Below are 13,025 nucleotides of genomic sequence, written 5' to 3' on the forward strand. Positions count from 1 at the left end.
AGGCGTGGGTGAAATGACGGAGGCGATGTCGTGAGCACCGGACCGACGACCCTGTCCGCAAGGAGCGGCATTCCGCAGCCGAAGCGGCGCCGGCTGCCTCAGCTCCACAATGCGCGAATCCGCTCGAAGCTGGCGCTGATCCTGGTCGTGCCGGTCGCCGCAGTCATCGCGCTGGCAACTGTTCGTCTGATCACAGTCGGCGAGGGTGCGTACGACGCCACGCGGGCCAAAGCGCTCACCGAACTCTCCATCGACATCTCGGCCCTTACCCAGGACCTGCATACCGAACGAATGGCGGCTGCGGTCTATATCGCATCGACGGGAGAGGCGGAAGCAGCCGCCGACGCCTACAACCTGCAGGTGCGCCGTACCGACGAGCGGGTACGGGCATACCGGGAGGAGCGCGAGCTCTTCGACGAGCTGCCCGCCGCTGTCAGCGACCGGGTGGCGGCTATCGACGGGCACCTTGAGACGCTGGACGCGATTCGACAGCAGGTGCGGGAACGTAAGCAGATGGCGGTCGCCGAGTCGGCGTTGCGCTACGGCGTCATCCTGACCGACCTGGTGGCGTACGGCGACGGCCTCGCCCAGCTCCCCGGCGACGAGCGGCTGGCAGAGGCCCGGCGGGCGGTCGCGGCCTTCGCCCGGGCCAAGGCAGCAGTCGCCGAGGAAGAGTCCGTCGCCTACACCGCGTTGAGCGCCGGTGGCTTCGACGAGGAGCAGTACTCCTCCTTCGTGGCGACGTTGACCAGCCAGCAGGATGCGCTACTCCGCTTCGCCCTCGCGGCGGAGCCGCAGCAACGCTCGTTCGTGGAGAACACCATCTCGGGCGACGCGGTCACACTGTCGGACACCGTCGCCGTGGACATCGGCCGCTCGGTCGGGCAGCAGTCCCTGGTGGGCGCGGAGGAGGCCAGCGCCGCCGTCGGTGCCGTCCACGACCTCATGCGGTGGACCGAGGCCCGGCTCCAGGCGGAGCTGCTCGCCGACACCGAGCAGGACCGTTCGGACGTCCTCCGGCAGGCTGTCATCGAATTGCTACTGGTCCTGCTGACCCTGATTATCGCCGTCACCCTCGCCGTGGTGCTGGCCCGTTCGCTGAACCACTCGCTGCACCGGCTGCGGGAGGGCGCCCTGGCCGTGGCCAACCACGATCTGCCGGAAGCGGTGCGTCGCCTGCAGAGCATGGAGGCGGTTGACGAGGGCGGGGTTGACGAGATCGTCCGGGGGATCCGGGATCCGATCCGGCTCACCAACCAGGACGAGGTCGGTCAGGTCGCCGTCGCTTTCAACGTGGTGCACCGGGAGGCGGTCCGGGTGGCGGCGGAGCAGGCCGCACTGCGGACCAGCGTCTCAGCGATGTTCCTCAACCTGGCCCGGCGGAGTCAGACGCTGGTTGACCGCATGATCGGGGAACTGGACGCGATCGAGCGTGGTGAGGAGGACCCGAAGCGGCTGGCCCAGCTCTTCGAACTGGACCACCTGGCCACCCGAATGCGCCGCAACGACGAGAACCTGCTGGTCCTCGCCGGAGCCGACTCGACCGCACCTCGGCGGGAGGACGCTCTCCTGGTGGACGTGCTGCGGGCGGCACAGTCCGAGGTCGAGCTCTACAACCGGATCGAGTTCGGCACCGTTGACACGGACGTGTCGGTGGCCGCCCACGTGGTTAACGACGCGGTCCGGCTCGTCGCCGAACTGCTAGACAACGCCACCCGCTTCTCGCCGCCGAACACCACCGTGGTCGCTGACGGGCGGCGGATCCGCGACTACGTGCTCATCCAGGTCGAGGACCGTGGTCTCGGCCTCTCCGACGAGCAGCTCGACTCGCTCAACCAGCGGCTGGCGGAGCCGCAGGGCGTCGATGTCACGGCGTTCCGGCTGATGGGCCTGGCCGTGGTGGGGCGGCTCGCTGAGCGGCACAGCATTCGGGTCGAGCTGCGCCGCAACGTCGAGGGGGGCATCGTCGCGCAGGTGACCCTGCCGACGGCCGCGGTTGTGCTGCCCGTTGGGCGGGGGCCAGCCCAGCTCGCCCCACCTCGTCAGCCGCTGGCGGTGGAGCAGGGCCCGTCCACCCCGGTCGGCTTCGGTGAACCGGTGGCGGTCGCCGGGAGCGGCACCACCCTGCCGGAGCAGCGGCAGCCCGAGCCGGCTCCGTGGCCGGCGCCGGTGGTCGCCGGCGTGGTGCCGGACCATACCGTCGGGGTGACCGGGACCGAGCCCAGCCTCAGCGTCGCCGGAGGGCTGGGTGCAGCGCCCACCGCGTCGCACCCACTGCCCCAACGGAAACCCTCGGGTGAGTCGTCGGTTGCGACTGCGGCCTTCCCTACCGTGGCCGCTACCCCACCATCGCCAGTCGTCCCGCCGCCCGCAGGTTCGCTCGGCACCGACAGCACGCTGACCGGTGGGCTCGGCGCGAATCTGGCCGCCACCGCATCGATCGATGCGGCGCCCTTGTCCGCGCCGCCGGCGGAGGCGCCGATCTTCCGGGAGATGGAGGCGGTCTGGTTCCGGACGCACGGCAACGACGCAACCGCCATCTTCACCCGGCCGGATTTCGACAAGGCGGCCCCGGACCCGTCTGGGGCGGCGAGTTCTCCGGTTGAGCCGCAGCTACCCACCCGGGTGCCCGGAATGACGACGACTCCGCTCCCCACCACCCCGGTGCCGTCGTATGCTCCCGCTCCCGCCGGGCCGCCACCCGCCACCCCGGTGCCGTCGTACTCCGCCGCTCCCGTCGGGCCGCCACCCGCAGGGCCGCCACCCGCCGCTCCTGCCTCCGCCGTGCCGCCGGCCAGCGCGCCGCCGGCGTCGCCGCCGAGTGCCTCCGGTGGCGATGCGTGGCGCACCATCGCGGATGAGGGGTGGAGCCGGGCCACCCAGGCTGCCGAGCCGACCAACGGCGGTACCACCCGTTCCGGTCTGCCGAAGCGGGTGCCAAAGGCACAACTCGTACCCGGCGGGATCGAGCCCCAGACCCGGGAACGGACCCGCCGGACGCCGGACGAAGTCCGCGGCCTGCTGTCGGCATATCACCGTGGCGTGCAGCGGGGCCGTGCGGCCGGCTCGGACCCCAACAGCACTTCGAGCAAGGAGACGAGCTGATGAACAGGCCAGCAACCATGCAGGACATGGGTTGGCTGCTCAGTAACTTCGCTGACAGCGTGGCGGGCATCGCCCACGTGGTTGCGGTGTCTGCCGATGGGCTGCTGCTCGCCTCGTCCCGGGATCTGCCCGCGGACCGTGCGGATCAGCTTGCGGCGATCACCTCCGGCGTGGTGAGCCTGACCGACGGTGCGTCCCGCATGTTCAGCGCCGGCGGAGTGCTGCAGACGGTCATCGAGATGGACAGCGGCTACCTTTTCCTGATGTCCATCAGTGACGGCTCGTCGATGGCAGTACTCGCTGCCCGCAGTTGCGATGTCGGCCAGGTTGGTTACGAGATGGCACTCCTGGTGGAACGGGTCGGTGCCGCACTGGTGCCGCTGCCTCGGGACGCGGTTTCTTCGTGATCACCGGGCTCCGGACAGCGCCACCTGAGGAGAGTAGATCCGTCGCCGAAGGGGCGCTGGTCGGGCGAGAGGGGAGGTGACAGCGGATGGAAGGCCGGCGGACCGAACCGCGGGGGGCGCTGGTGCGTCCGTATGCGGTTACTCGCGGCCGGACAGAGCCGCGGCAGGACATCACCCTGGAGGCGGTGCTGTCCGCGAGCGCTACGGCGGTTGCCGAGTCACGTTTCGCGGGACACGACAAGCACCGCATCGCGAGGATTTGTGAGGGCCGGGCGCAGTCGTTGGCGGAGATCGCCGCATACACCCGGATGCCCCTCGGTGTCACCCGGGTGCTGGTGGCCGACATGGTGGCCGAGGGCTTGCTGACGCTACACACTGCCGCTCCCACGATGGGGTTTGTGGAGCGGATGAACCTGCTTGGAAGGGTGCTAAGTGGACTTCGCGAACTATGACCCCGCCAGGGCGAGCCGGGAGATCATCTCCGCGAAGATCGTCGTCGCCGGCGGCTTCGGTGTGGGAAAGACGACGCTGGTCGGTGCGATCTCGGAGATCACACCACTGACCACCGAGGCGGTCATGACCGCAGCCGGTGTCGGCATCGACGATCCGTCCAAGGTGCCGGGCAAGGAGACGACGACAGTCGCCATGGACTTTGGCCGGATCACCATGGCGCAGGATCTGATCCTGTACCTGTTCGGCACGCCCGGCCAGACCCGGTTCTGGTTCATGTGGGACGAGATCATCCGTGGCGCGGTCGGCGCGGCCGTCCTGGTGGACACCCGCCGGATCACCGATGCCTTCGCCCCGCTGGACTATTTCGAAAACCGCAAACTGCCGTACGTGGTCGCGCTCAACCGGTTCGAGGGTGCCCCCGACTACGAGTTGGCGGAGGTGCGGGAGGCGCTCGCCATCCCGGCGGACGTGCCGCTCGTGCTGACCGATGCGCGCAGCCGGGACTCGGTCAAGCAGGTGCTGGTGACCGTCGTCGAGCACGCGATGAGCCGCCTGCAGGCGGAGCACGATCGCGGTTACCCGACTCCGGTCGGGTGAGCCGGCGCCGGTGGAGCGGCACGCCCGGCACCTAGCTGCGCGCCCCGGCCCGTCACCTAGCTGCGGGCCGGGGCTGCGGCGGCTCCGCGTCAGTCGACCCGGAGGCGGTAGCCGCGCTTCACCACTGTCTGTACCACCCCGGGGGCCCTCAACCCGGCGCGTAGCCGCGCCACCGCCATCTCCACCGCATGTTCGTCCGCCCCGCGCGGCAGCGTCTGGAGTAGCGCCGCTCGGGACAGGACCCGCCCCGGGGACGCCGCCAGCCTCCGCAGCACCGCCATCGGGGCCGGCGCCAGCGGTCGAAGCTCACCATCGACCACGGCGGCGTGCCCGCGCAGGGTGAGTAGGTGACCGGCGGCTTTCAGGGTGACCGCGCGCCGCGGTAGCTCCGCCACGATCGTTCGGACCAGAGCACCCAGCCGGGCTCGCTCGGGAGCGCTGACCGGCACCCCCCGCCGCCGCAGCGGCTCCGCGGTTACCGTCCCCACGCAGCTCGCCAGCACCGCACCCCGGAACGCGTCGAGAACCCGGTCGGTCCGGTCCCCGGCGGCGTGCAGCAACGCCTCGGCGGCCGGCGCCGAGGTGAACGTCACCGCGTCCACCATCCGGTCGGCGACCAGGTCGATCAGTCGATGTAGTGGGGTCGGGTCGGTCGGCGGGGCCCAGCGGTAGACCGGCACCGCGATCACGGTCGCGCCGGCTGCGATCAGCGCCCTCGTACACTCGGGCTGCGCTCCGCCGTGCAGCTGCATGGCGATCACCTGGCCGGCCACCCCCCGGTCACGCAGGTGCTCCACCACCTCGGCGCAGCTCTCCGAGCCGGGCGACCACTGGTCGTGCAGGCCGGCGGCTCGGATCGCGCCGCGGGCCTTCGGACCGCGCGCCACCACGTACGCTCCACGCAGCGCCGCGCGCAGCGGCTCGGCCAGCCCCCAGCCCTCGGCCGCCTCCAGCCAGCCCCGCATCCCGATCCCGGTGTCGGCCATCAGGACATCCGGTGGTCGATCGAGGCAGGCCCGCGTCGCCGCGCGCAGCTCGGTGTCGTCGGCGAGTGGCACGATCCGAAGGGCCGGCGCGAAGACCACCCGGGCCCCATGCCGCTGGAGTAGCGTCGCCAGTTCCTCCCGACGCCGGTCGGCGGTCACCCCGACGGTGAAGCCGGCCAGTTCGTCGCGCATCTACGCCTCCTCTCGCAGCCGTACCTCGACCAGCCCGGCCCGGCACCGCACCTCGTGCCACCGGACCGCGACGCCCGGTAGGTCCAGGCAGTCTCCGGTACGCAGGTCGTATGTCTGTTTGTGGAGTGGGGAGGCGACTGTCGGCGCGCCGCCTCGGCTGCCCACGATGCCGCGCGAGAGCACGTACGCATCGGTGACCGGGTCCCGGTTGTCGATGGCGAAGAGGTCGGCGGCGGTACGGAACAGCGCCACCTGGACACCGTCAACGAGTGCGGCCACCCCCCGACCCGGGTCCAGGCGGGTCAGTGGACAGACCACCGTCCACCCCCGCGGCTGGCCGGTCATCGCCGTACCCGCGGCGTTCCCAGCCCGACCGGCTGTCGGTTCTCGGTCTCCCCGGTCCCCGCCGGTACTCGCTGTCCACGTTCCTCGGTGAACCGGATGGAGGGGTCGGGTACCTCGGGAGCGTTGACGAAGGAGGTGAACCGACTCAGCCGGGCCGGATCCTCGAGGACGTCGCGCCACTCGTCGGAGTACGACCCCACGTGCCGCGCCATCGCCGCGTCCAGCTCGGCGCAGAGCCCCAGCGAGTCGTCCACGATGACCGCGCTGAGGTGCTCCAGGCCGCCGTCCATCGCCTCGATCCAGGCGGCGGTACGTTGCAGCCGGTCCGCGGTGCGGATGTAGTACATCAGGAAGCGGTCAACCAGCCGTACCAGCGCCTCGGTGGTCAGGTCGGTTGCGAAGAGGTCGGCGTGCCGGGGCCGGAATCCGCCGTTGCCGCCGAGGTAGAGGTTCCAGCCGGCGTCGGTGGCGATGATGCCGAAGTCCTTGCCGCGCGCCTCGGCGCACTCCCGGGCACAGCCGGAGACGGCTGCTTTGATCTTGTGGGGGGCGCGGAGCCCGCGATAGCGCAGCTCCAGCACGATCGCCAACCCGACCGAGTCCTGCACCCCGTACCGGCACCAGGTGGACCCGACGCACGACTTCACCGTCCGCAGCGCCTTGCCGTACGCGTGGCCGGACTCGAAGCCCGCGTTGACCAGCCGGCGCCAGATCTGCGGCAACTGCTCCACCCGCGCACCGAGCAGATCGATGCGCTGCGCGCCGGTGATCTTTGTGTAGAGCGCGAAGTCCCGGGCCACCTCGCCGAGCACGATCAGCTTCTCCGGGGTGATCTCGCCGCCGGGGATTCGGGGCACGACCGAGTAGCTGCCGTCCCGCTGCAGGTTGGCCAGGAAGTGGTCATTGGTGTCCTGTAGCGACGCCTGCTCGCCGTCGAGGAGGTGCCCGGCGCCGAGGGAGGCCAGGATCGACGCCACCACCGGCTTGCAGATGTCACAGCCATCGCCTCGGCCATGCTCGGCGATCAGGCTGGAGAAGGTGCGGATCCCCCGGACCCGGATGAGGTCGAAGAGCTCCTGGCGGCTCACCTCGAAGTGTTCGCAGAGCCCGCGGGGCTGCCCAACGCCGGCGGCGTCGAGCAGTTGTCGGAGCATCGGTACGCAGGAGCCACAGCTGGTCCCGGCCCGGGTACCCGCCTTGAGCGCCGGCACGTCGGCCGCGCCGCCGGCGATCGCCGCGTCCAGGTCGGCGCGGGTCACCGCGTTGCAGGAGCAGACCTGCGTGGAGCCGGGGAGCGCCGCCACCCCGGTGCCCGCACCGGCCGGGGCGAGCAGCGCGAGCGGCGCGGCGGGCAGCGCCTGACCGACGCTGGCCCGCAACGTCGGGTAGGCGTCGGCGTCGCCGACCAGCACGCCGCCGAGCAGCGTCTGCGCATCGTCGGAGAGGACCAGCTTCGCGTACACCCGGGTGGCCGGATCGGTGAAGGTCACGTCGAGACAGCCCGGGGTGGTGCCGTGCGCGTCGCCGAAGGAGGCGACGTCCACGCCGAGCAGCTTGAGCTTGGTGGCGGTGTCCGCGTCGGGGACGGTGGCCGTCCCGCCGACCAGTCGGTCGGCCACCGTCTCCGCCATCGCGTAGCCGGGGGCGACCAGACCGTGGCAGGTGCCGTCCACGGCGGCGCACTCGCCGACCGCCCAGATCCGCTCGTCGGCAGTGCGGCCGGCGCGGTCGACCAGCACCCCACCCCGGCTGCCGAGGGGCAGGCCGGCGGCGCGGGCCAGCTCGTCCCGGGGGCGGATCCCGGCCGCCACGACGACCAGGTCGGCGTCCACCCGACCGCCGTCCGCCAGCTCCAGCTGGGCCACCACGCCGTCCGGGCCGGGGTGCAGCGCGCTGGTGGCGACCCCGAGGCGGCAGGCGACGCCCAGCTCCTCGACGTAGCGGCGCAGCAGTGCCCCGCCGGCGGTGTCCACCTGCACCGGCATCAGCCGCGGTGCGAACTCTACGACGCTGGTGGCGAGCCCGAGTAGCCGCAGCGCGTTCGCCGCCTCCAGGCCGAGCAGGCCCCCGCCGATCACCGCGCCCCGCCGGCGGCCCCGGGCGTGCGCGCGGATCGCGGCCAGGTCGTCCAGAGTGCGGTAGGTGAAGACGCCCGGCAGGCCGATGCCGTCGATCGGCGGCACGAAGGGGTACGAGCCGGTGGCCAACACCAGTGCGTCGTACGGGTGTTCGTCGGCGGTCGTCGTCACGACGCGTCGGGTCCGGTCGATCGCGGTGACCGCCGCGCCGAGCCGCAGCCGTACCCGCGGATCCGGGGTGTGCAGGTTCAGCTCGGCGGCGCCCACCCCGTCGAAGAGGGCAGAGAGTCGCACCCGGTCGTACGCGGGTTGGGGCTCCTCGCCGAGCACGGTTACCCGCCACCGATCGTCGCTGTCGCGGGCGCGCAACGCGTCCACGAAGCGTTGCCCGACCATGCCGTTGCCGATGACGACCAGTCGACCTTTCCTCATCGCCCCACCTCCACCGATTCCACTGTGGAGAGCCAGTCGACGATGCCGGCGACCGCGTCCCGGCAGGAGCCGCAGCCCGTACCGGCGCGGGTGGCCGCCACCACCTCGTCGACCGTCCGCGCCCCGCGGCGCCAACTCTCCACCAGTGTTCCCTTGTTGACGTTGTTGCAGTGGCAGACCGTCGCCGCGGCCGGCATCAGCGCCGGTGTGCTGGCCGGCTCCGCCGACCCCGGGCCGGGTGCCCGGCCAAGCAGCAGCGACCGCCGGTCGCTGGGCACCGGCTGTCCCCGGTCGAAGAGCTGGATGACCGTACCGACGGACGGGTTGTCACCCAGCAGGATCGCGGCGGTCAGCCGTTCGTGGTTGATCCGCAGTCGGGCGTACGTGCCAGCGGCCGGGTCGGTGAAGGTCAGCTCCTCACCGGGGCCGTCGCCGGGGTCCCCCATCGCCGCCAGGTCGATGCCGGCGGTCTTGAGCCGGGTCACCACCGGTCTCGGCCGGTACCGGGCCGACGGGTCCGCGCCGCTGAGCAGCTGTGCCAGCACCCGTGCCTGCGCCCAGGCCGGGGCCACCAGGCCGGTCAGGGTCTCGCCGTGCTGGGCGCAGTCGCCGATGGCCGAGATGCGCTGGTCGTTGGTGCGCAGCCGGTCGTCGACCAGGACCCCCTGCCGTACGGCCAGGTCGGCGGCGGTGGCGAGCGCGGTGTCCGGGCGTACGCCGCAGGCCAGCACCAGCAGGTCGGCGTCGAGCGACCGGCCGTCGGCCAGCTCGAGGCGGACGCCGCGGGGGCCGGCGAGCACGGCGGTGGCCGGCACGGCCAGCTGGGTGGTGACCCCGAGGCCGGCGAGCGTACCGGCGAGCACCGCCGCCGCGGCCGGGTCGAGTTGCCGCTCCATCAGGTACGGCACCGGGTGCACCACCGTCACCTCGAGCCCGCGGCCGGCGAGCCCGCGGGCCGCCTCCAGGCCGAGTAGCCCGCCGCCGAGCACCAGCACGCGGTGGGCCCGGTCAGCTACGGCGAGGATGCGGCGGCAGTCATCGAGGGTGCGAAACGACACCACCCGGTCCGGCAGTTCTCCGCCGGTCAGTCCGGTCAGTGGGGGGACAACGGAGCGGCTGCCGGTGGCCAGGACCAGGTGGTCGTAGTGGATCTGGTCGCCCCGGTCGGTGCGGACCGTACGGTCCTCGCGGTCAATCGCGGTGACGCGGACCCCGGTGCGCAGGTCGACTCCGTGCCCGGCGACCTCGGTCAGCTGCACGTCCGGTTCCCCGATCGCTCCGGTCAGCAGGGTGGAGAGCAGGATCCGGTTGTAGGCCCGGTGTGGTTCTGCCCCGAGCACGGTGACCTTTCGGTCCCCGCCGCGTGCGGAGAGTTCACCGGCGAGGCGGGTGCCGGCCATTCCATTGCCGACGATCACGATTCGGTCGGTCACGTCGCCGCCACCTTCTCCACTCGGACCGCACAGATCTTGAATTCCGGCATTCCGGAGATCGGGTCGACGGCGTCGTTGGTGACCGTGTTGGCGCGGGCGGTCCCACCCCAGTGGAACGGGGCGAAGACGGTGTCCGGCCGAATCGTCGGGCTGAGCCGGGCCGGCGCGACCAGCTCGCCCCGGCGGGAGCGCACCCGGACCGGCTCGCCATCGGTCACGCCCAGTCGGTCGGCCACGTCCGGGTGCAGTTCGACGAAGGCCGCTGGCGCGGCCCGGCGCAGCGCGGGTACCCGGCGGGTCTGCGTTCCCGACTGGTACTGGGCTAGTACCCGTCCGGTGGTGAAGTGCAGCGGGTAGGCGGCGCACACCTGCTCCGCGGCGGGTCGGTGCTGCACGGCGTGGAATCGGGCACGCCCGTCGGGGGTGGGGAACCGGTCGGCGAAGAGCCGGGGGGCGTCCGGCCCGTCGAGCTCCGGGCAGGGCCAGAACACGCCCTCCTGCGCGTCGATTCGCTCCCAGCTGATCCCGGCGTAGTCGGCGAGCCCGCCGGCCGAGGCCGCTCGGAGCTCCTCGAACACCACCTGTGGCTCGGGGGAGAGGGCGGGCCCTCGGTCCCGGTCGGCCGGGTGTCCGGGGTCCTGCTCCAGCGCCGTGGCGAGGGCGGCGAGGAGCTCCAGGTCGGTACGGACGCCGGGCGGTGGTGTGCGGAGTGCCCGCCGGCGCAGGACCCGTCCCTCCAGGTTGGTCATGGTGCCGTCTTCCTCGGCCCACTGCGCGGTCGGCAGCACCACGTCGGCGAGGGCTGCCGTCTCGGAGCGCAGGAAGTCGACGACCACCAGCAGGTCGAGGTCGCGCAGGCGGCGCTCGATCCGGGCCGCCCGGGGCGCGGAGACCACCGGGTTGGAGCCGAACACCAGCAGCGCCTTCGGCCCGTCCGGGGTGCCGAGCGAGTCCAGCAGCCGGTAGGCGGGCATCCCGGGCCCCGGTAGCTCCTCCGCTGGTACGCCCCAGACGGCGGCGACGTGCTCTCGGTCGGCGGGGTCGTCGATGCGGCGGTAGCCGGGAAGCTGGTCGGCCTTCTGGCCGTGTTCCCGGCCGCCCTGGCCGTTGCCCTGCCCGGTCAGGCAGCCGTAACCGGAGCCGGGGCGGCCGGGCAGGCCGAGGGCGAGCGCCAGGTTCACGTACCCGGTGACGGTGTCGACGCCCTTGGCGTGTTGCTCGGCGCCGCGGGCGGTGAGGATGATCGCCCGGCGGGCGCCGCCCAGCGCACGTGCGGTCGTCTCCAGGTCGGCGACCGACACCCCGGACAGCGCCTCGGCGCGGGCTGGCCACCACTCCGCCACCGCCCGGCGAACCTCGTCGAAGCCGGTGGTGCGGCCGGCGACGTAGCTATGGTCCACGAACCCCTCGGCGAGCGCGATGTGCAGCAGCGCGTTGGCCACCGCCAGGTCGGTGCCGGGTAGTGGTTGTAGGTGCAGGTCGGCCTGGCGGGCGGTGGCGGTGACGCGCGGGTCCACCACGATCAGCCGCCCACCGCGGCGGCGTTGCGCGGTCAGCCAGCGCACCAGTGGGGGCATCGTCTCGGCCGGGTTCGCGCCGACCAGCAGCAGGGTGTCGGCGGTGCCCAGGTCGGCCAGGGGGAAGGGGAGACCCCGGTCGACACCGAAGGCGCGCATCCCGGCGGCAGCCGCCGACGACATGCAGAAACGCCCGTTGTAGTCGATGTGTCGGGTTCGGAGCACCATCCGGGCGAACTTGCCCAGCGCGTACGCCTTCTCGTTGGTGAGGCCACCCCCGCCGAAGACGGCGACCGCGTCCGGCCCGTGGTTGGCCTGGACGGCGTGGATGCCGGTGACGATCCGGTCCAGGGCCGCGTCCCAGCTCGTCGGGCGCAGCTCGCCGTCGGCCGGGTCGCGAAGTAGCGCGGTGGTGAGGCGATCCGGGTGGTCCAGCAGCTCGGCGGCGGTCCAGCCCTTCTGGCAGAGCCCGCCCTGGTTGGTGGGGAACCAGCGGGGGAGGACGGCCACCTCGCCGGCCGTCTCGCGCAGGGTCATCCCGCACTGGAGCGCGCAGTACGGGCAGTGCGTCGCCGCCTCGGAGTCGGGTTGTCCGGATGCGGTAGCGGGGCGCGTACCGTCTGTCATGCCGGTGAAGCGTGCCGGCAGGGGGTTTCCGGCCCGGATCCCGCGTGTTTCGGTCCGGTCAAGACGGGCGCACCACCTCGGCGGGCTGACTGATGGTCGTACCCCTGGGTAGGCTGCCGGCATGACTGCCAAGGTGACCCTGTCGCTCGCCGACGAGACGATCGAGCAGGCCCGGTGGTTCGCCCGACGCGAGGGGCTCTCTCTGTCCGCCTGGATGGACCAGGCCGCCCGGGAGAAGACGCTGCGGGCGGTTTTCTCCGCCCACGCTGACGCGGTCAGCCGCGCCGGTCTCGACTGGGAAACCCCCGCGCTCGCTGACGCCCACGAGGTGGGGCTGGTCAACGACCTGCTCCGCGGTGGCCGTCCGCGTGCTGCATAGGGGCGAGGTCTGGCGGATCTCGGGGGCCCGGGAGCGGCTGGGGCTGGTCGTCAGCTCCGACGTCTACAACTCCACCGCGGTGCCGATCGTGATCGTGGCGGAGGTGGTGGAGACGGCGCTGCTGCGGGACTCCCCCCTCGCGGTGTCGATGGGCGAGCGGGTGGTGATGCCGGACCGGCTCTCCTCGCCGATGAAGCAGTGGTTCTCCGAGTGCGTGGACGTGGCCGACCATGAGGTCATGCGTCGGGTCGGCCGGGCGCTGCGCATCCTGCAACAGCTCTGAGTCACCTGCCGCTCGCCCTGCTGCGAGCGCTCCTCACCGGTCGGTGTCCAGTTCGGTGCGCGCACCGTTGCCTCCCCGAATCCAGCGACGAACGCTGCGGTAACGCCGGCTTCCTAGGTTCCAGCCGGGCCCGTTCGACACCGACCAACCGGTGCGGCCGGCGGGCCAGGACGGCCCGGCCGGAAGGAGCG

At 72.2% G+C, this 13,025-nt stretch carries 11 protein-coding genes; 6 read left to right on the forward strand and 5 right to left on the reverse strand.

Annotated elements, in window-relative coordinates; translation table 11 throughout:
• The first annotated feature begins 30 nt into the window (after positions 1 to 30).
• From SALPAC3_RS0118190 to SALPAC3_RS0118205, 4 genes are all read left to right on the forward strand, one after another.
• On the forward strand, positions 31 to 3,105 hold the full coding sequence (locus SALPAC3_RS0118190; protein WP_018222613.1) for a sensor histidine kinase: 3,075 nt from the start codon (positions 31 to 33) through the stop codon (positions 3,103 to 3,105).
• A complete protein-coding gene (locus SALPAC3_RS0118195; RefSeq protein ID WP_012015079.1) occupies positions 3,105 to 3,512 on the forward strand; it encodes a roadblock/LC7 domain-containing protein in 408 nt (135 codons plus the stop codon). Before SALPAC3_RS0118190 ends, SALPAC3_RS0118195 begins: the two co-directional genes overlap by 1 nt.
• An 86-nt stretch (positions 3,513 to 3,598) precedes the next feature.
• Positions 3,599 to 3,964, forward strand: coding sequence for a DUF742 domain-containing protein (locus SALPAC3_RS0118200; RefSeq protein WP_018222615.1), 366 nt, complete (start codon positions 3,599 to 3,601; stop codon positions 3,962 to 3,964).
• A complete protein-coding gene (locus SALPAC3_RS0118205; RefSeq protein WP_018222616.1) occupies positions 3,945 to 4,562 on the forward strand; it encodes a GTP-binding protein in 618 nt (205 codons plus the stop codon). Before SALPAC3_RS0118200 ends, SALPAC3_RS0118205 begins: the two co-directional genes overlap by 20 nt.
• An 89-nt stretch (positions 4,563 to 4,651) precedes the next feature.
• Here the strand turns inward: SALPAC3_RS0118205 and SALPAC3_RS0118210 are convergent, their stop codons facing one another.
• The 5 genes from SALPAC3_RS0118210 to SALPAC3_RS0118230 are packed head-to-tail and all read right to left on the reverse strand — an operon-like array spanning position 4,652 to position 12,172.
• Positions 4,652 to 5,740 (reverse strand): uroporphyrinogen-III synthase, encoded by a 1,089-nt coding sequence (locus tag SALPAC3_RS0118210; protein WP_018222617.1) that lies wholly within the window; start codon positions 5,738 to 5,740, stop codon positions 4,652 to 4,654.
• Positions 5,741 to 6,085 (reverse strand): nitrite reductase small subunit NirD, encoded by a 345-nt coding sequence (nirD, locus tag SALPAC3_RS0118215; protein ID WP_018222618.1) that lies wholly within the window; start codon positions 6,083 to 6,085, stop codon positions 5,741 to 5,743. It lies immediately after the preceding gene.
• Positions 6,082 to 8,595, reverse strand: a complete 2,514-nt coding sequence (nirB, locus tag SALPAC3_RS0118220; RefSeq protein ID WP_018222619.1) for a nitrite reductase large subunit NirB — start codon at positions 8,593 to 8,595, stop codon at positions 6,082 to 6,084. The genes nirD and nirB overlap by 4 nt, the downstream gene beginning before the upstream one ends.
• The gene (locus SALPAC3_RS0118225; RefSeq protein WP_018222620.1) at positions 8,592 to 10,028 is read right to left on the reverse strand and encodes an FAD-dependent oxidoreductase; all 1,437 of its coding nucleotides are present in this window, start codon (positions 10,026 to 10,028) and stop codon (positions 8,592 to 8,594) included. Before SALPAC3_RS0118225 ends, nirB begins: the two co-directional genes overlap by 4 nt.
• Positions 10,025 to 12,172: a molybdopterin oxidoreductase family protein gene (locus SALPAC3_RS0118230; RefSeq protein ID WP_050563702.1), complete on the reverse strand. Its 2,148-nt coding sequence runs from the start codon at positions 12,170 to 12,172 to the stop codon at positions 10,025 to 10,027. The genes SALPAC3_RS0118225 and SALPAC3_RS0118230 overlap by 4 nt, the downstream gene beginning before the upstream one ends.
• 121 nt (positions 12,173 to 12,293) lie before the next feature.
• Here SALPAC3_RS0118230 and SALPAC3_RS0118235 point away from each other — a divergent pair, with 121 nt between their 5' ends.
• Together SALPAC3_RS0118235 and SALPAC3_RS0118240 are read left to right on the forward strand one after the other, a co-directional pair.
• Positions 12,294 to 12,551, forward strand: coding sequence for a DUF6364 family protein (locus tag SALPAC3_RS0118235; RefSeq protein WP_018222622.1), 258 nt, complete (start codon positions 12,294 to 12,296; stop codon positions 12,549 to 12,551).
• Entirely contained in the window at positions 12,529 to 12,834 is a 306-nt protein-coding gene (locus SALPAC3_RS0118240) for a type II toxin-antitoxin system PemK/MazF family toxin (RefSeq protein ID WP_018222623.1), read from the forward strand. The genes SALPAC3_RS0118235 and SALPAC3_RS0118240 overlap by 23 nt, the downstream gene beginning before the upstream one ends.
• Positions 12,835 to 13,025 lie beyond the last annotated feature (191 nt).

The organism is Salinispora pacifica DSM 45544 (genome assembly GCF_000378845.1).
Lineage (GTDB): Bacteria > Actinomycetota > Actinomycetes > Mycobacteriales > Micromonosporaceae > Micromonospora > Micromonospora pacifica.

Excerpts from the sequence above, each read along its gene's own strand:
- nirB (WP_018222619.1), bottom strand. The coding sequence starts at position 8,595 with ATGAGGAAAGGTCGACTGGTCGTCATCGGCAACGGCATGGTCGGGCAA.
- SALPAC3_RS0118235 (WP_018222622.1), top strand. The coding sequence starts at position 12,294 with ATGACTGCCAAGGTGACCCTGTCGCTCGCCGACGAGACGATCGAGCAG.
- nirD (WP_018222618.1), bottom strand. The coding sequence starts at position 6,085 with ATGACCGGCCAGCCGCGGGGGTGGACGGTGGTCTGTCCACTGACCCGC.
- SALPAC3_RS0118195 (WP_012015079.1), top strand. The coding sequence starts at position 3,105 with ATGAACAGGCCAGCAACCATGCAGGACATGGGTTGGCTGCTCAGTAAC.
- SALPAC3_RS0118230 (WP_050563702.1), bottom strand. The coding sequence starts at position 12,172 with ATGACAGACGGTACGCGCCCCGCTACCGCATCCGGACAACCCGACTCC.
- SALPAC3_RS0118210 (WP_018222617.1), bottom strand. The coding sequence starts at position 5,740 with ATGCGCGACGAACTGGCCGGCTTCACCGTCGGGGTGACCGCCGACCGG.
- SALPAC3_RS0118200 (WP_018222615.1), top strand. The coding sequence starts at position 3,599 with ATGGAAGGCCGGCGGACCGAACCGCGGGGGGCGCTGGTGCGTCCGTAT.